The following is a 20154-nucleotide window of genomic DNA, read 5'->3' as shown; positions in this document are numbered from 1 at the left end:
TGATCCCCACGATGGTGGAGCTCGGGGCCCGGTCCCAGGGCAACGTCGCCCGCATCGCCGTCGTCGTCGACGTACGGGGCCGCCGCTTCTTCGACAATCTCCGGGAGTCCCTCGCCGACCTGGCGGCCAAGCACGTCACCCGGCGGATCGTCTTCCTGGAGTCCTCCGACGACGCCCTCGTACGCCGTTTCGAATCGGTCCGCCGCCCGCATCCGCTCCAGGGTGACGGCAGGATCGTCGACGGCATCGCGGCCGAGCGTGACCTGCTGCGTGAGCTGCGCGGCGACGCCGACCTCGTGATCGACACCTCCAGCCTCAACGTGCACGAGCTGCGGGCCAAGATGGATGCCCAGTTCGCCGGCGACGAGGAGCCCGAGCTGCGGGCCACGGTGATGTCGTTCGGCTTCAAGTACGGGCTGCCGGTCGACGCCGACCTCGTCGTCGACTGCCGCTTCCTGCCCAACCCGCACTGGGTCCCGGAGCTCCGCCCGTTCACCGGGCTCAACGAGGAGGTGTCCGACTACGTCTTCGACCAGCCGGGCGCCAAGGAGTTCCTCAACCAGTACACCGAGCTGCTGCAGCTCATCGCCGCCGGGTACCGCCGGGAGGGCAAGCGCTACGTCACCATCGCCGTCGGGTGTACGGGCGGTAAGCACCGGTCCGTCGCGATGTCGGAGAAGCTGGCGGCCCGGCTGGCCACCGAAGGCGTCGAGACCGTCCTCGTCCATCGGGACATGGGGCGAGAGTGACAAGTCGCAATCTGCGTCTGCGCCGGCTGAGCAGGGCCACGGCCGCGCTCTCCGGCCGTAAGCGCGGCGCACAGCCCAAGGTCGTCGCCCTCGGCGGCGGCATGGGGCTGTCGGCCTCGCTCACGGCGCTGCGCCGGATCACCGGTGACCTCACGGCCGTGGTGACCGTCGCCGACGACGGCGGCTCGAGCGGCCGGCTCCGCGAGGAGCTCGGCGTCCTCCCGCCGGGCGACCTGCGGAAGGCGCTCGCCGCGCTCTGCGGGGACGACGACTGGGGCCAGACCTGGGCCCAGGTCATCCAGCACCGCTTCGAGTCCAAGGGCGACCTCCACCAGCACGCGGTGGGCAACCTGCTCATCGTCGCCCTCTGGGAACAGCTGGGTGACCACGTCCAGGCCCTCGACCTGGTAGGCAGGCTGCTCGGAGCGCACGGCAGGGTCCTCCCGATGTCCGCCGTCCCCCTGGAGCTGCAGGCGCTCGTCCGGGGGCACCACCCGGAGCGCCCCGAGGACACGGTCACCGTGCGCGGGCAGGCGACCGTGGCGCTGACCCCCGGCGAGGTGCAGTCCGTCCACGTCGTCCCGGCCGATCCGCCTGCGGTCCCCGAGGCGGTGGCCGCGGTGCTCGACGCCGACTGGGTGGTGCTCGGCCCAGGGTCCTGGTTCTCCTCGGTGATTCCGCATCTGCTGGTGCCCGAACTGCTCGACGCGCTGGTGACGACGAAGGCCCGTAAGGTCCTCTCGCTGAACCTCGCACCACAGCCCGGCGAAACAGAAGGCTTCTCACCGCAGCGTCATTTGGAGGTTTTGGGGCGACACGCCCCTAAACTCGCCATGGACGTGGTGCTGGCCGACGAGGCCGCCGTGCCCGACCGCGAGTCCCTTGCCGACGCCGCCCGGCGGCTCGGAGCCGCGGTCGAGCTGGCCCCCGTGGCCTCACCCGACGGCGTTCCGATTCATGATCCGGAGCTGTTGGCCGCCGCGTACGACCGTATTTTTCGGATGCATGGAAGGATCGGCCCATGGCGATGACGCCAGCGGTGAAGGACGAAGTCTCCCGGCTTCCCGTTACCCGGACCTGCTGCAGAAAGGCAGAGGTCTCGGCGATTCTCCGGTTCGCGGGCGGGCTGCACCTGGTGAGCGGCCGGATCGTGATCGAGGCCGAGCTGGACACGGCGATGGCGGCGCGACGGCTCAAGCGGGACATCCTGGAGATCTTCGGGCACAGCTCGGAACTGATCGTGATGGCCCCCGGCGGACTGCGCCGGGGCTCCCGCTACGTGGTGCGGGTGGTGGCGGGCGGCGACCAGCTGGCGCGCCAGACCGGCCTGGTGGACGGCCGCGGCCGTCCCATCCGCGGCCTGCCGCCGCAGGTGGTCTCGGGGGCCACCTGCGACGCCGAGGCGGCCTGGCGTGGTGCTTTCCTGGCTCACGGCTCCCTCACCGAACCGGGCCGTTCCTCGTCGCTCGAGGTGACCTGCCCCGGCCCGGAGGCCGCGCTCGCCCTGGTCGGCGCCGCACGCAGGCTCTCCATCCCGGCCAAGGCCAGGGAGGTGCGCGGGGTCGACCGTGTCGTCGTCCGCGACGGTGACGCGATCGGCGCACTGCTGACCCGGCTGGGCGCCCATGAGGCGGTGCTGGCCTGGGAGGAGCGCCGGATGCGGCGCGAGGTCCGCGCCACGGCCAACAGGCTCGCCAACTTCGACGACGCCAACCTCCGCCGCTCCGCCCGCGCCGCGGTCGCCGCGGGCGCCCGGGTGGGGCGTGCGCTGGAGATCCTGGCGGACGAGGTCCCTGAGCACCTCGCCGCGGCCGGACGGCTGCGCATGGAGCACAAGCAGGCATCCCTGGAGGAGCTGGGAGCGCTCGCCGATCCGCCGCTGACCAAGGACGCGGTCGCGGGCCGGATCAGGCGCCTGCTGGCCATGGCCGACAAGAGGGCCCAGGACCTCGGTATCCCGGGCACGGAATCGACCATCAGCGAGGACCTGGCCGACGGCCTCGTGGGCTGAGCGCCGCCGGATGCCTCCGGCCACCGCCTTCCGTGCCCGCCCCGGCACACGGAAGACGGTGGCCGGAGGCATTTCCCGGCCGGCCGCAGGAGTCATTCCTGCTTATGCGCGGACCACATTTCCGTAATGGCGTCGGGTGCCGAACCGCAGGGATTGAGCGGGACGGGGTTGTGCGGTCCGAGCGCCGCATACGCCGAAAGTGTCCGAGGGTCCCGGCCTTTTATCGATTGAGTGCCGCTCCGCACAATTGAGCGTGCGGCTCGCGGTTCACCGGGCGCACTCCGGAAGTGCGGCGGAGTCCGTCTTTGCGGCCGTCGGCCGCCAAGAGGAGCAGGGCCGCCGAGTTCGCGCAGGTGACTCCCGGTGACAATGCGCCGACGGAATCCCGTCACCGGTCGCGATCCGGCAAGGAGTCGGCCTCGTAAGGGCGTTGACCAGGCTCTGGCGGTTGATGACGCTTGGTGACCGAGGGGTGGATGACGGTGCTCTTCGCTCTCATTCTCGACCGGAATCCCGTACTCCTACTCGGCGGTAAGGGGATCCCTCTTCATGCCGTCGCTCTCGATGTCACTCCGGAGCCTTCGGAGAGGTAGGGTCGGAGGCGGTCGGGGACATCCCTAATAAACTCGCCGGCATCGAAACCGGCGTTCCTAACGAGGAGATCGGTTCGTGACGATCCGCGTAGGCATCAACGGCTTTGGCCGCATCGGACGTAACTACTTCCGCGCGCTGCTGGAGCAGGGTGCGGACATCGAGATCGTGGCTGTCAACGACCTGGGTGACACTGCGACCACGGCTCACCTGCTGAAGTACGACACCATTCTGGGTCGTCTCAAGGCAGAGGTCAGCCACACCGCCGACACCATCACCGTCGACGGTCACACCATCAAGGTGCTCTCCGAGCGCAACCCGGCCGACATCCCCTGGGGTCAGCTGGGCGTCGACATCGTCATCGAGTCGACCGGCATCTTCACCAAGAAGGCCGACGCCGAGAAGCACATCACCGGTGGCGCCAAGAAGGTCCTCATCTCGGCTCCGGGCAAGGACGAGGACATCACCATCGTGATGGGCGTCAACCAGGAGAAGTACGACGCGGCCAACCACCACGTCATCTCCAACGCCTCCTGCACCACGAACTGTGTGGCGCCGATGGCCAAGGTTCTCGACGAGAACTTCGGCATCGTCAAGGGCCTGATGACGACGGTCCACGCGTACACGAACGACCAGCGCATCCTGGACTTCCCGCACTCGGACCTGCGTCGTGCGCGCGCCGCCGCCGAGAACATCATCCCGACCACGACGGGCGCCGCCAAGGCGACCGCCCTGGTCCTCCCGCAGCTCAAGGGCAAGCTCGACGGCATCGCGATGCGCGTCCCGGTCCCGACCGGCTCCGCCACCGACCTGGTCGTGACCCTGCAGCGCGAGGTCACCAAGGACGAGGTCAACGCCGCGTTCAAGAAGGCCTCCGACGACGGCGACCTCAAGGGCTTCCTGACCTACACCGAGGACCCGATCGTGTCCTCGGACATCGTCGGCGACCCGTCGTCCTGCACCTTCGACTCCTCCCTGACCATGGTCCAGGAGGGCAACTCGGTGAAGATCCTCGGCTGGTACGACAACGAGTGGGGTTACTCCAACCGCCTCGTCGACCTGACCGTCTTCGTCGGCGGCCAGCTCTGATCCTAGGATCGGCAGGCAGTCAGGTGTGATGTGAGGGGCTCGGACGTCGCGACGCGGCGTTCGAGCCCCCTCGCATGCTCATCCGTCCTTCCAAGGAGTATGGGAACAGATGAAGACCATCGACGAACTTCTCGCCGAAGGGGTCGCGGGCAAGCGGGTATTCGTCCGCGCCGACCTCAACGTGCCGCTCGACGGCACCACGATCACCGACGACGGCCGCATCCGCGCCGTCCAGCCGACGGTCGCCCGGCTCGCCGAGGCCGGTGCGCGGGTCGTCGTCGCCTCGCACCTCGGCCGCCCGAAGGGCGCCCCGGACCCCGCCTTCTCGCTGGCCCCCGCTGCCGCGCGCCTCGGTGAGCTGCTCGGCGCGGAGGTCGCCTTCGCGACCGACACCGTCGGCGAGTCCGCCCGCGCCACGGTCGCCGCCCTCACCGACGGCCGGGTGGCTGTCGTCGAGAACCTCCGCTTCAACGCCGGGGAGACGTCGAAGGACGACGCCGAACGCGGCGCCTTCGCCGACCGGCTCGCCGAGCTCGCCGACGTCTACGTGGGAGACGGCTTCGGCGCAGTCCACCGCAAGCACGCCTCGGTCTTCGACCTTCCCGCCCGGCTGCCGCACGCTGCCGGCGGTCTGATCGCCACCGAGGTCGGCGTCCTCAAGAAGCTCACCGAGGACGTCACGCGTCCCTACGCCGTGGTCCTCGGCGGCTCCAAGGTCTCCGACAAGCTCGGTGTGATCGACCACCTGCTGGAGAAGGCCGACCGCATCCTCATCGGCGGCGGAATGGCCTACACCTTCCTCAAGGCCCAGGGCCACGAGGTCGGCAGCTCCCTCCTCCAGGAGGACCAGATCCCGGCGGTGCTCGGCTACCTCAAGCGCGCCGAGGAGAAGGGCGTGGAGTTCGTGCTCCCGGTCGACGTCGTCGTCTCCCCGCAGTTCCCGGACCTCAAGGCCAAGACCCCGGGCAACCCCGCCACCGTCGCCGCCGATGCCATTCCGGCCGGTGTGATGGGCCTGGACAACGGCCCGGAGACCAACAAGCTCTACGCCTCGAAGCTCGCCGACGCGGCGACCGTCTTCTGGAACGGCCCGATGGGAGTCTTCGAGCACCCCGACTACGCCGAGGGCACCAAAGCGGTCGCCCAGGCCCTCGTCGACTCCCAGGCCTTCAGCGTCGTCGGCGGCGGGGACTCCGCGGCCGCCGTCCGTATCCTGGGCTTCGACGAGAGCGCATTCGGCCACATCTCGACCGGTGGCGGCGCCAGCCTCGAATACCTCGAGGGCAAGACGCTTCCCGGACTCGCCGCACTGGAGGACTGACCCTCAATGACCACCCGTACCCCGCTCATGGCGGGCAACTGGAAGATGAACCTCAACCACCTCGAGGCCATCGCGCACGTCCAGAAGCTCGCCTTCGCCCTGGCCGACAAGGACTACGACGCGGTCGAGGTCGCAGTCCTGCCGCCCTTCACCGACCTGCGCTCCGTGCAGACGCTGGTCGACGGCGACAAGCTGAAGATCAAGTACGGCGCCCAGGACATCTCGGCGCAGGACTCCGGCGCGTACACCGGTGAGATCTCCGGCCCGATGCTCGCCAAGCTGAAGTGCACCTTCGTCGCCGTCGGTCACAGCGAGCGCCGCCAGTACCACGGCGAGAACGACGAGATCTGCAACGCGAAGGTGAAGGCCGCCTACAAGCACGGCCTGACCCCGATCCTCTGCGTCGGCGAGGGCCTGGACATCCGCAAGGCCGGTGACCAGGTGTCCTACACACTGGCGCAGCTCGACGGTGCCCTGAAGGACATCCCGGCCGAGCAGGCCGAGTCCATCGTGATCGCCTACGAGCCGGTCTGGGCCATCGGGACCGGTGAGGTCGCCACTCCCGAGGACGCGCAGGAGGTCTGCGGTGCGATCCGCCGCCGCCTCGCCGAGCTGTACTCGCAGGAGCTTGCCGACGCGGTCCGTATCCAGTACGGCGGCTCGGTGAAGTCCGGCAACGTCGCGGCCATCATGGCCCAGCCCGACGTGGACGGTGCCCTGATCGGCGGCGCCGCGCTCGACGCCGACGAGTTCGTCAAGATCGTCCGCTTCCGCGACCAGTAGGATCGTCCGCCGCCGCGACCGGTGAGTATGCGGTGGCGCGGATCCGTCGTACCCTTGCGGGGGCCGAGGGGGGTCCACCCCCTGGCCCCCGCTGTTCGTACATGCAGTCCTAGGAATTCCGGAAAGTAGGGACCAGCCGTGGTTTTGGCGTTCGAGATCGCCCTGATCGTCTTCAGCCTGCTGCTGATGCTGCTGGTGCTGATGCACAAGGGAAAGGGCGGCGGCCTCTCCGACATGTTCGGTGGCGGGATGCAGTCCTCCGTCGGTGGTTCGTCGGTTGCCGAGCGGAACCTCGACCGCATCACGGTCGTGGTCGGTCTGGGCTGGTTCGCGTGCATTGTCGTCCTTGCTCTGCTCATCAAGCTGGACAGCTGACCCTGCGTGGGCGAATCCCGGTGAGGGTGTAACTCCTTTCACTGGACGCGCGTTGGGCCTTACGTAGACTGGGGCATCTTCGAGCACCATCACGCAGGGAGTTACGACCGTGGCAAGTGGCAACGCGATCCGGGGAAGCCGGGTCGGAGCGGGGCCGATGGGGGAGGCCGAGCGAGGCGAGTCCGCGCCGCGCCTCCGCATCTCCTTCTGGTGCTCGAACGGGCACGAGACGCAGCCGAGCTTCGCCCATGACGCGCAGGTACCGGAGACCTGGGACTGCCCGCGCTGCGGCTTCCCGGCCGGACAGGACCGGGACAGCCCGCCCGCTCCGCCGCGCACCGAGCCGTACAAGACGCACCTGGCGTACGTGCGCGAGCGGCGCAGTGACGCCGACGGCGAAGCCATCCTCGCCGAAGCCCTCGCCAAACTCCGCGGCGAGATCTGATGAGTTGTTCACCGGCCGGTCACCCCCTGGGTGCCCGGCCGGTGCCCGTATGCCGCCCCGTAGCCCGCCGTTGCCCCGCCGCACCCTCCAGATCAATTAGGTTGGAGAGGCAGCGGGGAAGGTTGCAGGTACGAGAAGAAGTGGGCGATTTCCGGGATGAACGCACAAAGCCGAACCAGGCTCAACCAGCTGCCCGAATGGGCGGCTCTCGGCAAGCACCGTGAGGAGTTCGGCGACACCCATCTGCGCCGGCTGTTCGCGGACACGCCGGACCGCGGAGCCGCGTACACCCTCCGGGTCGGCGACCTCCACATCGACTACTCCAAGCACCTGGTCACCGACGAGACGCTCCGTCTGCTGCGTGACCTCGCCGGTGCCACGGGCGTGGCCGAGCTGCGGGACGCGATGTTCCGCGGCGAGAAGATCAACACCACCGAGGACCGCGCAGTCCTGCACACCGCGCTCCGCGCCCCGCGGGACGCCGTGACCGAGGCCGACGGCGAGAACGTCGTGCCGGCCGTGCACGCCGTCCTCGACAGGATGGCGGCCTTCTCCGACCGGGTCAGGGCCGGGGAGTGGACCGGCCACACCGGCAAGCCGGTGAAGAACATCGTGAACATCGGCATCGGCGGTTCCGACCTCGGACCGGCCATGGCCTACGAGGCGCTGCGCTCCTTCACGGACCGCTCGCTCACCGTCCGCTTCGTGTCGAACGTCGACGGCGCCGACCTCCACGAGGCCGTCCGCGACCTGGACCCGGCCGAGACGCTGTTCATCGTGGCGTCCAAGACCTTCACCACGATCGAGACCATCACCAATGCCACATCGGCGCGCGACTGGCTGCTCACCGGACTGAGGTCAGGTCAGGAAGCCGTCGCCAAGCACTTCGTGGCGCTGTCGACCAACGCCGGGAAGGTCACGGACTTCGGCATCGACACGGCCAACATGTTCGAGTTCTGGGACTGGGTCGGCGGCCGTTACTCCTTCGACTCGGCGATCGGCCTCTCGCTGATGATCGCCATCGGCCCGGACCGGTTCCGCGAGATGCTCGACGGCTTCCACCTCGTCGACGAGCACTTCCGCACCGCCCCCGCGGAGGAGAACGCCCCGCTGCTGCTGGGCCTGCTGGGCGTCTGGTACGGCGCGTTCTTCGACGCGCAGTCGCACGCGGTCCTGCCCTACAGCCACTATCTGTCCAAGTTCACCGCCTACTTGCAGCAGCTGGACATGGAGTCCAACGGCAAGTCCGTCGACCGGGAAGGCAATCCGGTCGACTGGCAGACCGGGCCGGTCGTCTGGGGCACCCCCGGCACCAACGGGCAGCACGCCTACTACCAGCTGATCCACCAGGGCACGAAGGTCATCCCGGCCGACTTCATCGGGTTCGCCTCCCCGGTGCAGGACCTGCTGCCCGGGCTGATCGCCCAGCACGACCTGCTGATGGCCAACTTCTTCGCCCAGACGCAGGCCCTCGCCTTCGGGAAGACCCCCGACGAGGTCCGCGCGGAGGGCGTGGCCGAGGAACTCGTGCCGCACAAGACCTTCCGGGGCAACCACCCGACGACCACGATCCTCGCCGAGCGGCTCACCCCGTCGGTACTCGGGCAGTTGATCGCGCTCTACGAGCACAAGGTCTTCGTCCAGGGTGCCGTCTGGAACATCGACTCCTTCGACCAGTGGGGCGTCGAGCTGGGCAAGGTCCTCGCCAAGAAGATCGAGCCGGTCCTGACCGAGGGCACCGGCGGCGAACAGCTGGACAGCTCAACCGCCGCGCTCGTGGCGGCCTACCGCACGCTGCGGGGCCGCTGAGCGATGACCGCGGGGGAGGGGACGATACGGCTCAGGCCGCCGCGCAACACGCTCGACCCGCGGGCCGTCGGCTGGTGGCGTGCCCAGTGGCTGCTGCTGACCGCGGCCCCGGTGGCGGTCCTGGGCATCCTGGGCGCGCTCATCGCCCCGGCCAGACTCTGGCTGCTGACGCCCGCCGCGGTGCTCGCGGGCGCCGGCCTGCTGTGTGCCGTCCTCTTCCCCCTCTGGTGGTTCCGCACCCACCGCTGGGAGGTCACCGACGAGGCGGTCTACGTGAGCACCGGAGTCCTCCTGCGGGAATGGCGGATCGCGCCGATGTCCCGCATCCAGACCGTGGACACCGTGCGGGGGCCACTTGAACAGCTCTTCGGGCTGGCCACGGTCACCGTCACCACCGCCTCCGCCAAGGGCGCCGTACGGATCGAGGGGCTGACCCACGAGGTGGCCGCCGGGCTCGTCGAGCGGCTGACCCGTATCACCCAGGACACCCCCGGGGACGCCACATGAGCACCGCCGCCGACAGCGGGCCCGGCTGGCGGCGGCTCCATTCCCGTACGGTCCTGGTCACCGCCCTGGTCACGGTGGGAGTCGCCGTGGGCGCCGCCGTGCCCGTCATGGTCGCGCTGTCCGGACGGCTCGGGTACGCGACCGCCGTCGGCTGGGCCCTGGCGGGGACGGTCCTGCTGACCGGCTGCGCCGCCGCCGGCGACTACGTACGCTGGCGGCGCACCCGCTACCGGGTCGGTGCCGAGCGCGTCGATCTGCACACCGGGCTCCTCCTCGCGAAGCGCCGTTCGCTGGCCCGCGAGCGTATCCGCAGCGTCGACCTCACCGCGCATCCGCTGCTGCGGATCCTCGGGCTGGTCACGGTCCGCATCGGCACAGGCGAGCACACGGGCGGCGACTCCACGCTGGAACTCGACGCCGTCGACCGCGCCGAGGGCGAGCGGCTGCGCCGCGAACTCCTCGACCGCGCCGCCCCCAGGGCCTCGGGAGCGCACCGCGACGGCGAACTGGCCACCTTCGATCCGCGCTGGATCCGCTACGCACCCGTCTCCTTCGTCGCGCCCATGCTCGGTGGCGCGGCCGCCGGCGGTGTGATGCAGATCAGCGAGTGGGCCGGCGTGCAGGGCGAGGTGATCGACTGGGTCGCCGACCGCTTCCGGGACACCCCGCTGGTCTGGGCGATCGTCGTCCTGGCCGCGGTGGCGCTGGCCGCCGGTGTCGTCGGAGCCCTCGGGCTGTGGACCGAGATGTGGTGGAACTACCGCCTGGAGCGCGAACCTGGCGGCACCCTGCGGGTGAGACGCGGGCTGTTCACCTCGCGCTCCCTGTCCGTCGAGGAACGGCGGCTGCGCGGGGTGGACCTGGTGGAGCCCCTGGGCGTGCGGCTGGTGGGCGCCGCCAGGGTGGACGCGATCACCACCGGCCTGACCCGGGACGAGGAGTCGCGGAGCGCCGACCACAACACCCTGCTGCCGGCCGCACCCCGCGCGCTGGCCGACGCGATCGCCGCCGAGGTCCTGCGCGAGTCCGTCACCCCTACCGGCGCCCAGCTCACCGCGCACCCCCGGGCCGCCCGTGGGCGGCGGCTGCGCCGCGCCCTGGCCGTGGCCCTGGCGCCCGTCCTCCTCCAGATCCTCCTGGGGCTGCTGCTCACTCCCGTACTGCTGTGGACCGCGCTCGCCTGCGCGGCGGTCTGCGTGCCCGTCGCGGTCCTGCTCGCCGTCGACGCGTACAGGTCGCTGGGGCACACGCTCAGCGGCGACTACCTGGTGACCCGCTCGGGTACCGTGCGGCGCTCCACAGCGGCTCTGCGGCGGACCGGTGTGATCGGCTGGACGGTGAAGCAGTCCTGCTTCCAGCGCCGGGCCGGGCTGCTGAGCCTCACCGCCACGACAGCCGCCGGAAACGGTGCCTACACGGCGCACGACGCCGACGCGTCCGAGGGCCTCGCCTTCGCAGCCGACGCCGTTCCGGGGCTCCTGGAGCCGTTCCTCGAGCGCGGCTGAGCGCCGAAGACGTACGGCAGAGGCCCGGCCCGCCCCTGAAGGGCGGACCGGGCCTCGGGGGTGCGGCCGCCTACGCCGAAGCGGGCGGGTACAGCGCGCGCGGCAGCTTCGAGGCCGCCGCGGCGTCCAGCAGCCACAGTGTGCGGCTGCGGCCGTAGGCCCCCGCCGCCGGTGCCTGGATCTCCCCGGCCCCGGACAGCGCGATCTCCGCGGCCTCCGCCTTGTCCTCCCCCGCGGCCAGCAGCCACACCTCACGCGCCGCCCGGATGGCGGGCAGCGTCAGCGAGACACGGGTGGGCGGCGGCTTGGGAGCGCCGTGCACACCGACGACGGTGCGCTCGGTCTCCCGGACCGCGGGCAGCTCCGGGAAGAGCGACGCGACGTGGGTGTCCGGACCGACGCCCAGCATCAGTACGTCGAACGTCGGCACGGGCCCGTGGTCCTCCGGGCCGGCCGCCGAGGCCAGTTCCGCCGCATATCCGGCGGCGGCGTCGTCGGCGTCGCCGCCGTAGGGCCCGTCGGACGCGGGCATCGCATGGACCCGGGAGGGATCCAGCGCGACCTTGTCCAGCAGGGCCTCGCGGGCCTGCGTGACATTGCGCTCCGGGTCGCCCTCGGGCAGGAACCGCTCGTCGCCCCACCACAGATCGAGCCGCGACCAGTCGATCGCGTCCCGGGCGGGCGAGCCGGCGAGCGCCGCCAGCAGGCCGTTGCCGTTGCGTCCGCCGGTGAGGACCACCGAGGCGTGACCGCGGGCGGCCTGGGCGTCCACGATCTTCGTGATGAGCCTGGCCGCCGCGGCCTGGGCCATCAGCTCCTTGTCGCGGTGCACGACGAGCTGCGGAGCGCTCACTTCGACGCCGCCTTCTTGGCCGCCGCCTTCTTCGCGGCAGGTGCGGCGGAACCCGCAGGCTCCGGCCGCTTCTGCCCCGAACCGACGGACGACGGCTCCGTGGGCCCGCCGAGGCGCTCCACGCCGAACTTCACCGTGGCCTCGTAGATGTTGTCCGGGTCCAGACGGCGCAGCTCCTCCGCGAGGAGTTCGGCCGTCTCCCGCCGCTTCAACGCGACGGCACGGTCCGGCTGGCCGGCCATGCAGAGCGTCGCCAGCGAGCCGTCGGGCCGGTCCAGGACGATCACACCGTTCCTGGTCTCCAGCCGCACGGCCGTCAGACCGGGGCCACCGGAGAGAGTGCGCTCCACCGGGACCCCGAGCCGGTCCGCGAGCCACATGGCCAGCAGTTCGCAGCTCGGGTTGTCGGACTCGCCCTCGACCGTCGCCGAGACGACCTGGGCGGGCTGCTGGTCGAGCGCGGCCGCCAGCATCGAGCGCCACGGGGTGATGCGGGTCCAGGCCAGGTCCGTGTCCCCGGGCCGGTAGGTCGCCGCCCGCACCGACAGCTCGTCGAGCGGGTGCTCGGCGGAGTAGGTGTCGGTGATACGACGCTGGGCGAGCGCGCCCAGCGGGTCCCTGGCCGGGTCCGCCGGAGCGTCCTCGGGCCACCACACGACGACCGGGGCGTCCGGCAGCAGCAGCGGCAGGACGACCGACTGGGCGTGGTTGGCCAGCTCACCGTGGAGACGCAGCACGACGGTCTCGCCCGAGCCCGCGTCGGAACCGACCCGGATCTCGGCGTCGAGCCGCGCGTCGCGCCGGGCACGCGGCGACTTGCTGACCCGCTTGATCACCGCGATGATCCGCGACGGGTGCTCGCGGGAGGAGTCGCTCGCCGCCCGGAGCGCGTCGTAGGCGTTCTCCTCGTCGGTCACGACCACGAGGGTCAGCACCATGCCGATCGCCGGGGTGCCGATGGAACGGCGGGCCGAGACGAGCGCCTGGTTGATCTTGCTGGAGGTGGTTTCCGTGAGATCGATCTTCATGGCCGGCGCCAGCTCCGTCCGTCGCGTGCGAGCATCTCGTCGGCCTCCGCGGGTCCCCACGTGCCGGCCGCGTACTGGGCGGGCTTGCCGTGCTTGTCCCAGTACTGCTCGATCGGGTCGAGGATGTTCCAGGAGAGCTCGACCTCCTGGTGGCGCGGGAAGAGGTTGGCGTCGCCGAGCAGGACATCGAGGATGAGCCGCTCGTACGCCTCCGGGCTGGACTCCGTGAACGACTCGCCGTAGGCGAAGTCCATCGTGACGTCCCGCACCTCCATGGACGTGCCGGGCACCTTGGAGCCGAACCGGACCGTGACCCCCTCGTCCGGCTGCACCCGGATGACCAGGGCGTTGCTGCCGAGCTCCTCCGTCGCACCGGACTCGAAGGGCAGATACGGGGCGCGCTTGAAGACGACCGCGATCTCCGTGACCCGGCGGCCGAGGCGCTTGCCGGTACGGAGGTAGAACGGCACTCCCGCCCAGCGGCGGTTGTTGATCGTCAGCTTGATCGCGGCGAAGGTGTCGGTCTTCGACTTGGGGTCGATACCGTCCTCCTCCAGATAGCCGAGCGCTTCCTCGCCGCCCTGCCAGGCGTGCGCGTACTGCCCGCGCACCGTGTGCCTGCCCAGGTCCTCGGGCAGCTCCACCGCCGTGAGCACCTTCAGCTTCTCGGCGACCAGGGCCTTGGGGTGGAAGGAGCCGGGCTCCTCCATCGCCGTCAGCGCCAGCAGCTGGAGCAGGTGGTTCTGGATGACGTCACGGGCCGCGCCGATACCGTCGTAGTAACCGGCCCGGCCGCCGATGCCGATGTCCTCGGCCATCGTGATCTGGACGTGGTCGACGTACGACCTGTTCCAGATCGGCTCCCACATCGTGTTGGCGAAGCGCAGCGCCAGGATGTTCTGGACCGTCTCCTTGCCGAGGTAGTGGTCGATGCGGAAGACCTCGTTCGGCGGGAACACGTCGTGCACGAGGTGGTTGAGCTCCTGCGCGCTCTCCAGGTCGTGACCGAAAGGCTTCTCGATGACGGCCCGTCGCCAGCTGCCTTCCTTCTGGTCGGCCAGCCCGTGCTTCTTGAGCTGCTCGACGACCTTGGGGAAGAACTTCGGCGGTACGGAGAGGTAGAAGGCGAAGTTGCCGCCCGTGCCCTGCGCCTTGTCGAGCTCCTCGATCGTGGCCCTGAGGGTCTCGAACGCGTCGTCGTCGTCGAAGTTGCCCTGCACGAAGCGCATGCCCTGGCTGAGCTGCTGCCAGACCTCTTCGCGGAAGGGGGTTCGGGAATGCTCTTTCACGGCGTCATGGACGACCTGGGCGAAGTCTTCGTCCTCCCAGTCGCGGCGCGCGAAGCCGATGAGCGAGAAGCCCGGTGGCAGCAGGCCGCGGTTGGCCAGGTCGTAGACAGCGGGCATCAGCTTTTTACGGGACAAATCGCCCGTGACGCCAAAGATAACCAGGCCCGACGGCCCCGCGATGCGCGGGAGCCGTCGGTCCTGGGCGTCACGGAGCGGGTTGGCTCCGGGAACACCAGACAAGGTGGTCAGCCCTCCGAAGGAGCGAGGCGCTCGAGCTCGGCCTCGGTCGACTTGAGCAGGTCGTTCCAGGCCGCCTCGAACTTGTCGACGCCCTCGTCCTCGAGCAGCTGGACGACGTCGTCGTAGCTGACCCCGAGCTTCTTGATCGCGTCGAGGTCGGCACGGGCCTGGTCGTAGCCACCGGCAACGGTGTTGCCGGTGATGTCTCCATGGTCGGCCACGGCGTCCAGCGTCGCCTCCGGCATGGTGTTGACCGTGTTCGGCGCGACCAGGTCGTCGACGTACAGGGTGTCCTTGAGGGACGGGTCCTTCACGCCGGTGGAGGCCCACAGCGGGCGCTGCTTGTTGGCGTGCGCCTTGTCGAGGGCGGCCCAGCGGGAGCCCGCGAAGACCTCTTCGTAGGCCTCGTAGGCCAGACGGGCGTTGGCGAGGGCGGACTTGCCCTTCGCGGCCTTGGCCTCGTCGCTGCCGACCGCGTCCAGGCGCTTGTCGATCTCGGTGTCCACGCGGGACACGAAGAAGGAGGCGACCGAGTGGATCTTGGAGAGGTCCAGGCCCGCGGCCTTCGCCTTCTCCAGGCCCGCCAGGTAGGCGTCCATGACCTCGCGGTAGCGCTCCAGCGAGAAGATCAGGGTCACGTTGACGCTGATGCCCCGCCCGATGGTCTCGGTGATCGCCGGCAGGCCGGCCTTGGTCGCCGGGATCTTGATGAGTGTGTTCGGCCGGTCCACGAGCCAGGCCAGCTGCTTGGCCTCGGCGACCGTGGCCAGGGTGTTGTGGGCCAGGCGCGGGTCGACCTCGATGGAGACCCGGCCGTCCTGGCCGTCCGTCGCGTCGAAGACCGGGCGCAGGATGTCGGCGGCGTCGCGGACGTCCGCCGTCGTGATCATGCGGATGGCCTCTTCGACGGTGACCCTGCGAGCGGCGAGGTCGGTGAGCTGCTGCTCGTAACCGTCGCCCGAGGAGATCGCCTTCTGGAAGATCGACGGGTTCGTCGTGACGCCCACGACGTGGCTCTGGTCGATCAGCTCGGCCAGATTGCCGGACGTGATGCGCTTGCGCGACAGGTCGTCCAGCCAGATCGCCACGCCCTCGTCGGAGAGGCGCTTGAGTGCGTCTGTCATGAGAATTGCATCTCCTACTTGTCGTATGACCGCGTCAGCGCGCAGCGGCGGCGAGAGATTCCCGGGCGGCTTCCGCGACGTGCGCGGCGGTGAAGCCGAACTCACGGAACAGCACCTTGGCGTCGGCCGACGCACCGAAGTGCTCCAGCGACACGATCCGGCCCGCGTCGCCCACGTACCGGTGCCAGGTGAGGCCGATTCCCGCCTCGACGGCGACCCGGGCCTTGACGGACGGCGGCAGCACGCTGTCCTTGTAAGCCTGGTCCTGCTCCTCGAACCACTCGACACACGGCATCGAGACCACCCGGGTCGGCACACCGGCCGCCTGGAGCTCGTCGCGGGCCTCGACGGCCAGCTGGACCTCGGAGCCCGTGGCGATCAGAACGGCCTGCGCCTCGCCGCCCTCGGCGTCGAAGAGCACGTAACCGCCCTTGGCGGCGTTCTCGTTCGCCGGGTAGGTGGGCAGGCCCTGGCGGGACAGCGCCAGACCGTGCGGGGCGCTCCTGCCGTAGTCCTTCTTGCCGCGCTTGAGGATCTCGCGCCAGGCGACGGCGGTCTCGTTGGCGTCGCCCGGACGGACGACGTTGAGGCCCGGGATGGCGCGCAGCGAGGCCAGGTGCTCGACCGGCTGGTGCGTCGGGCCGTCCTCGCCGAGGCCGACCGAGTCGTGCGTCCACACGTACGTCACCGGCAGGTGCATCAGTGCGGAGAGACGGACGGCGTTGCGCATGTAGTCGGAGAACACCAGGAAGGTGCCGCCGTAGACACGGGTGTTGCCGTGCAGCGCGATGCCGTTCATGGCCGCGGCCATGGCGTGCTCGCGGATGCCGAAGTGGATCGTCCGGCCGTACGGGTCGGCCTCGGGCAGCGGGTTGCCTGCCGGGAGGAACGACGACGTCTTGTCGATCGTGGTGTTGTTCGAGCCGGCCAGGTCGGCGGAGCCGCCCCACAGTTCGGGGATGACAGCGCCGAGCGCCTGCAGGACCTTGCCGGAGGCGGCACGCGTGGCGACGCCGTGACCGGCCTCGAAGACGGGGAGCTTCTCCTCCCAGCCCGCGGGCAGCTCGCCGGCGGCGATCCGGTCGAATTCGGCGGCGCGCTCCGGGTTGGCGGTGCGCCAGGCGGCGAAGCTCTTCTCCCACTCGGCCTTGGCCTCGCGGCCCCGGTCCAGCGCCTCACGGGTGTGCCCGATGACCTCGTCGGAGACCTCGAAGGTCTTCTCCGGGTCGAAACCGAGCACGCGCTTGGTGGCCGCGATCTCGTCGTCGCCGAGCGCCGAGCCGTGCGCGGCCTCGGTGTTCTGGGCGTTCGGGGCGGGCCAGGCGATGATCGAGCGGGCCGCGATGAACGAGGGGCGCTCCGTCTCGGCCTTGGCGGCCTGCAGTGCGCGGTAGAGACCCTCGGGGTCCAGGTCGCCGCTGGGCAGCTGGTCCACACGCTGGACGTGCCAGCCGTAGGACTCGTAGCGCTTCAGGGTGTCCTCGGAGACCGCGGTCTCGGTGTCGCCCTCGATCGAGATGTGGTTGTCGTCCCACAGCAGCACCAGGTTGCCGAGCTTCTGGTGGCCGGCGAGCGAGGACGCCTCGGCCGAGATGCCCTCCTGGAGGCAGCCGTCACCGGCGACGACCCAGACGGTGTGGTCGAACGGGGAGGTTCCGGGAGCCGCCTCGGGGTCGAAGAGACCGCGCTCGTAGCGGGAGGCCATGGCCATGCCGACGGCGTTGGCGACACCCTGGCCCAGCGGGCCGGTCGTCGTCTCGACACCGGTGGTGTGGCCGTACTCAGGGTGGCCGGGCGTCTTGGAGCCCCAGGTGCGGAACGCCTTGAGGTCGTCCAGCTCCAGGCCGTACCCGGCGAGGTAGAGCTGGATGTACAGCGTCAGGCTGGAGTGGCCCGCGGACAGGACGAACCGGTCGCGTCCGGTCCACTCCGCGTCCGCCGGGTCATGCCGCATCACCTTCTGGAAGAGGGTGTACGCGGCAGGAGCGAGGCTCATCGCCGTACCCGGGTGGCCGTTTCCGACTTTCTGTACGGCGTCCGCGGCGAGGACGCGGACGGTGTCCACGGCCCGCTGGTCCAATTCGGTCCACTGGAGGTCTGTGGTGGTCGGCTTGGTGCTCACCCTGAGTCAGGGCTCCTCTCCACTGTTCGTAAACCGGTGACTGGTTACCGCACCGGGCATTGTCGAGCCTACCCCCGTCACAAGGCCGTACTTCTGCCCTTTCCACAGTGCGGGCGACCTGCGGAGTTCGCCTCCCGTATGAGCGCCTCCGTTCACTTCTGCGCCACCCCCAACACGACCCCACCCCCGCGAAGGGCGGCGTATGCCCAACGTCTACAGTGGTCTGGTTCGCGCAAGTCTTCACCGGGCCGCCTCCAGGCCCGGAGCTTGCTGGGATTTCTCTGTCAGGGGTGTGCGTGACGGCCGTCGAGTCCCGACCCGCAGGGGTCGCCTTGACTCCGAGCCCGGTGGGCCATCGCCCGTTCGGGGCCCGCATCAAGGCATTCGTGGCTCTTACCAAGCCGCGCATCATCGAGCTGCTGCTGATCACCACCGTTCCGGTGATGTTCCTCGCCGCTCAGGGTGTGCCCGATCTTTGGCTCGTGGTCACCACCACCATCGGCGGATTCCTGTCCGCGGGCGGTGCCAATGCGCTCAACATGTATATCGACCGCGACATCGACGCGCTGATGGACCGTACGTCCCAGCGCCCGCTGGTCACCGGCATGGTGAGTCCCCGGGAGTGCCTCACCTTCGGAATCGCCCTCGCGGTGATTTCCACGGTCTGGTTCGGGCTGCTCGTCAACTGGCTTTCGGCCGCACTCTCGCTCGGCGCACTTCTGTTCTATGTGGTCGTCTACACGATGCTGTTGAAGCGCCGCACCTCGCAGAACATCGTCTGGGGCGGAATCGCGGGCTGTATGCCGGTGCTCATCGGCTGGTCCGCCGTGACCAATTCGATGAGCTGGGCCGCGGTCATTCTTTTCGCCGTCATCTTCTTCTGGACGCCGCCGCACTACTGGCCGCTGTCGATGAAGGTCAAGGAGGACTACGCCCGGGTCGGCGTCCCGATGCTCCCGGTCGTCGCCTCCAACAGGGTGGTCGCCCGCCAGATCGTCGTCTACAGCTGGGTCATGGTCGGCGTATCGCTGCTGCTGACCCCGCTGGGTTACACCGGCTGGTTCTACACGCTGGTGGCGGTCCTGACCGGTGGCTTCTGGCTCTGGGAGGCGCACGGTCTGCAGAACCGGGCGAAGTCCGGTGTCACCGGCACCAAGCTCAAGGAGATGCGGCTGTTCCACTGGTCCATCACCTATGTCTCGCTCCTCTTCGTCGCCGTCGCGGTGGACCCCTTCCTGAGGTAGTCCCGCAGACACCTGAATCCGCCGACGGGCGGGGGACGTGGCCGATGCCACGCACCCCGCCCGTCGCCGGTTCGTCTACCCGTCGGTAGCATCCTGCTCATGGCAGAGACGGCAGAGCCTCAGACCCAGCAGACGGACGACAGCAAGCACGCGGCCCGCGCGGAGCGCAGGGCGGCGAAGCTCGCCAAGCAGATCGGCGCCTTCGCCGAGGCGCACGGCGGCGCCGAGGGGCAGCTCGCCCACCTCGGCCAGGCGGGCACCCGCATCGTGCTGGTCGGCGAGGACGGAGGCTGGGGCGATCTGGTCGCGCCCTCCTACGCCGTGGCCGAGAGCGCCGCGCGGAAGGCGGGCATCACGGTCCACGAGGACTTCGACGGCGAGTTCGCGGCCAAGGTCCGCACCGGCCCGTACGAGTGGTCCCGGATGGCGGGCATCCAGGTCGGCGGCCCGTCCAACGACAACGCCTAAGGTTTCTCCGGCCCGGACCCGGGCCCGGCGGGCCGCGGGGCCGGCGCCAGCTCCGCACCACTGCGGCGGGCCCAGGCCGCCCAGCCGTCGGCGTCGGTGGGGGAGGAGTAGTCGGCCGGGGAGTCGGTGTCCTTGTCGCGCACGAGGACACGCGTACAGCCGGAACAGTGCCGGATGGCCGCGCCCGACCGGCCGCTGCCCGCGGGCGCGTACGCGCGCTCGGCGAACTTCGCCGCCTTCTCGCGGGCCGCGAGCCTTCCGCGTATGCGCCGGCGTGCCAGCAGCACCAGGGCGGGGACGAGCAGCAGCTCGACTCCGGCCAGCTTCCAGGAGAAGTCGGCCACCAGGAGCAGCACCGCGGCGACCGCTATCAGCAGCGGCGCACCGGTCGGGACCGCGGGCAGCTCGTCGCGGCGCAGGGGCTGGGCGCGGCCGGGGAAGGCTGCCACGGGCCAGCTCTTCTCGTTGAAACAGTTCATGCGGTGTTCCCCGGAGCACGAGCCCTGCCCCATTGCCCCACCCTCCCCCGGACGGATGCGCGGTCGGTGACCGGGACCAGGATGGGGGGCCGGGCGGCGCCGGTCCAGGGGCGCGGTCGCAC

At 70.1% G+C, this 20154-nt stretch carries 19 protein-coding genes; 13 read left to right on the top strand and 6 right to left on the bottom strand.

The annotated features are described in order from the left end of the window. The 11 genes from rapZ to BFF76_RS19540 all read left to right on the top strand — a co-directional run. Window positions 1–749: RNase adapter RapZ (gene rapZ, locus BFF76_RS19590; protein WP_065848718.1), on the top strand; the 749-nt coding region annotated here is incomplete at its 5' end. Then, a complete protein-coding gene (locus tag BFF76_RS19585) occupies window positions 746–1780 on the top strand; it encodes a gluconeogenesis factor YvcK family protein (protein WP_065848717.1) in 1035 nt (344 codons plus the stop codon). The genes rapZ and BFF76_RS19585, both read left to right, overlap by 4 nt. Further along, window positions 1771–2760: a DNA-binding protein WhiA gene (gene whiA / locus BFF76_RS19580; RefSeq protein ID WP_053929716.1), complete on the top strand. Its 990-nt coding sequence runs from the start codon at window positions 1771–1773 to the stop codon at window positions 2758–2760. The genes BFF76_RS19585 and whiA overlap by 10 nt, the downstream gene beginning before the upstream one ends. 669 nt (window positions 2761–3429) lie before the next feature. After that, a complete protein-coding gene (gene gap / locus BFF76_RS19575) occupies window positions 3430–4440 on the top strand; it encodes a type I glyceraldehyde-3-phosphate dehydrogenase (RefSeq protein WP_031094492.1) in 1011 nt (336 codons plus the stop codon). A gap of 109 nt (window positions 4441–4549) precedes the next feature. Continuing rightward, window positions 4550–5761 carry a phosphoglycerate kinase gene (locus BFF76_RS19570; protein ID WP_053929717.1) on the top strand — a complete coding sequence of 404 codons (1212 nt, stop codon included), beginning with the start codon at window positions 4550–4552 and terminating at the stop codon, window positions 5759–5761. A gap of 6 nt (window positions 5762–5767) precedes the next feature. Next, on the top strand, window positions 5768–6544 hold the full coding sequence (gene tpiA, locus BFF76_RS19565; protein ID WP_031094496.1) for a triose-phosphate isomerase: 777 nt from the start codon (window positions 5768–5770) through the stop codon (window positions 6542–6544). A 138-nt stretch (window positions 6545–6682) separates the two neighbouring features. Then, a complete protein-coding gene (secG, locus tag BFF76_RS19560; protein ID WP_031094498.1) occupies window positions 6683–6919 on the top strand; it encodes a preprotein translocase subunit SecG in 237 nt (78 codons plus the stop codon). Between the two features lie 109 nt (window positions 6920–7028). Continuing rightward, window positions 7029–7364, top strand: coding sequence for an RNA polymerase-binding protein RbpA (locus BFF76_RS19555; RefSeq protein ID WP_078598194.1), 336 nt, complete (start codon window positions 7029–7031; stop codon window positions 7362–7364). A gap of 156 nt (window positions 7365–7520) precedes the next feature. After that, on the top strand, window positions 7521–9173 hold the full coding sequence (gene pgi, locus BFF76_RS19550; protein WP_065848716.1) for a glucose-6-phosphate isomerase: 1653 nt from the start codon (window positions 7521–7523) through the stop codon (window positions 9171–9173). 3 nt (window positions 9174–9176) lie between these two features. Next, window positions 9177–9680 (top strand): PH domain-containing protein, encoded by a 504-nt coding sequence (locus BFF76_RS19545; RefSeq protein WP_031094505.1) that lies wholly within the window; start codon window positions 9177–9179, stop codon window positions 9678–9680. Then, window positions 9677–11185 (top strand): PH domain-containing protein, encoded by a 1509-nt coding sequence (locus BFF76_RS19540; RefSeq protein ID WP_031094507.1) that lies wholly within the window; start codon window positions 9677–9679, stop codon window positions 11183–11185. The genes BFF76_RS19545 and BFF76_RS19540 overlap by 4 nt, the downstream gene beginning before the upstream one ends. 70 nt (window positions 11186–11255) lie before the next feature. Here the strand turns inward: BFF76_RS19540 and pgl are convergent, their stop codons facing one another. The 5 genes from pgl to tkt are packed head-to-tail and all read right to left on the bottom strand — an operon-like array spanning window position 11256 to window position 17841. Next, window positions 11256–12038 (bottom strand): 6-phosphogluconolactonase, encoded by a 783-nt coding sequence (gene pgl / locus BFF76_RS19535; RefSeq protein ID WP_053929720.1) that lies wholly within the window; start codon window positions 12036–12038, stop codon window positions 11256–11258. After that, window positions 12035–13066 carry a glucose-6-phosphate dehydrogenase assembly protein OpcA gene (opcA, locus tag BFF76_RS19530; RefSeq protein WP_053929721.1) on the bottom strand — a complete coding sequence of 344 codons (1032 nt, stop codon included), beginning with the start codon at window positions 13064–13066 and terminating at the stop codon, window positions 12035–12037. The genes pgl and opcA overlap by 4 nt, the downstream gene beginning before the upstream one ends. After that, entirely contained in the window at window positions 13063–14595 is a 1533-nt protein-coding gene (gene zwf / locus BFF76_RS19525; RefSeq protein WP_031094512.1) for a glucose-6-phosphate dehydrogenase, read from the bottom strand. The genes opcA and zwf overlap by 4 nt, the downstream gene beginning before the upstream one ends. Window positions 14596–14600: 5 nt before the next feature. Further along, window positions 14601–15719: a transaldolase gene (tal, locus tag BFF76_RS19520; protein WP_065848715.1), complete on the bottom strand. Its 1119-nt coding sequence runs from the start codon at window positions 15717–15719 to the stop codon at window positions 14601–14603. A 34-nt stretch (window positions 15720–15753) separates the two neighbouring features. Then, complete coding sequence (tkt, locus tag BFF76_RS19515) at window positions 15754–17841, bottom strand: transketolase (protein WP_031094516.1); 2088 nt, start codon at window positions 17839–17841, stop codon at window positions 15754–15756. Between the two features lie 290 nt (window positions 17842–18131). Here tkt and BFF76_RS19510 point away from each other — a divergent pair, with 290 nt between their 5' ends. Beyond that, a complete protein-coding gene (locus tag BFF76_RS19510; protein ID WP_079122424.1) occupies window positions 18132–19085 on the top strand; it encodes a heme o synthase in 954 nt (317 codons plus the stop codon). Between the two features lie 99 nt (window positions 19086–19184). Further along, entirely contained in the window at window positions 19185–19553 is a 369-nt protein-coding gene (locus BFF76_RS19505; protein ID WP_031094519.1) for a hypothetical protein, read from the top strand. Here BFF76_RS19505 and BFF76_RS19500 read toward each other — a convergent pair. After that, window positions 19550–20032 carry a hypothetical protein gene (locus BFF76_RS19500; protein WP_031094520.1) on the bottom strand — a complete coding sequence of 161 codons (483 nt, stop codon included), beginning with the start codon at window positions 20030–20032 and terminating at the stop codon, window positions 19550–19552. The two genes, BFF76_RS19505 and BFF76_RS19500, sit on opposite strands and share 4 nt — an antisense overlap. Window positions 20033–20154: the final 122 nt, after the last annotated feature.

Source organism: Streptomyces mutomycini (assembly GCF_001700505.1).
GTDB classification, from domain to species: Bacteria; Actinomycetota; Actinomycetes; order Streptomycetales; family Streptomycetaceae; genus Streptomyces; species Streptomyces mutomycini.
Note: the sequence above shows the minus strand (reverse complement) of the source record. Positions and strands in the feature narration are given on the sequence as shown.